Genomic DNA, 519 nt, shown 5'->3' with positions numbered 1-519 from the left:
TATTGTATTTGTTTGTTTTACCTGTATTTCTCAAGTCAAAGCAGAACATCTGTCTGATAGGACAACATTTGATGTAGGTGTGCTGGCTTTGAGAGGGCATTCTCACGCTAAAGTATCTTGGCAACCCACAATGACATGGTTGGAAGAACAAAACCCCAGCTATGAATTTAACTTACATACTTACGATTTTGACCAACTAGAAGAAGCCTTTTTACACGGTTGGTTGGATTTCATATTAACGAGCCCAGGACAGGCAACTAAGCTTGCTCGTGAGTACCCTATTAACTGGCTAGCAACGCAGAAAACGGCTTACAGCAATGTGCCGAACAAGTCGATAGCATCAGTCGTTGTTGTGCGTGAAGAATCGCCTTTTAAAACACTGAGAGACATCAATGAAGCCAGTATCGCCGCTGTATCAGAAAAGGCGTTCGGTGGTTTTCTTGCACTACGTTATGAGCTCGACAAACTTGGGTATTTCAACTCATCGTTCTTTGAAACAATCCACTTTACTGGCCCACC

At 42.8% G+C, this 519-nt stretch carries 1 protein-coding gene; it reads left to right on the top strand.

From position 1 onward, the window contains the following. Nucleotides 1–25: 25 nt before the first annotated feature. Nucleotides 26–519, top strand: a 494-nt coding sequence (locus R7E78_RS30505) for a phosphate/phosphite/phosphonate ABC transporter substrate-binding protein (protein WP_411913794.1), incomplete at its 3' end; no start/stop codon positions are given.

It is taken from the genome of Vibrio sp. YT-19(2023), assembly GCF_033337395.1.
The sequence above is the reverse complement of the archived record's forward strand: the minus strand, read 5'-3'. Positions and strand labels throughout refer to the sequence as shown.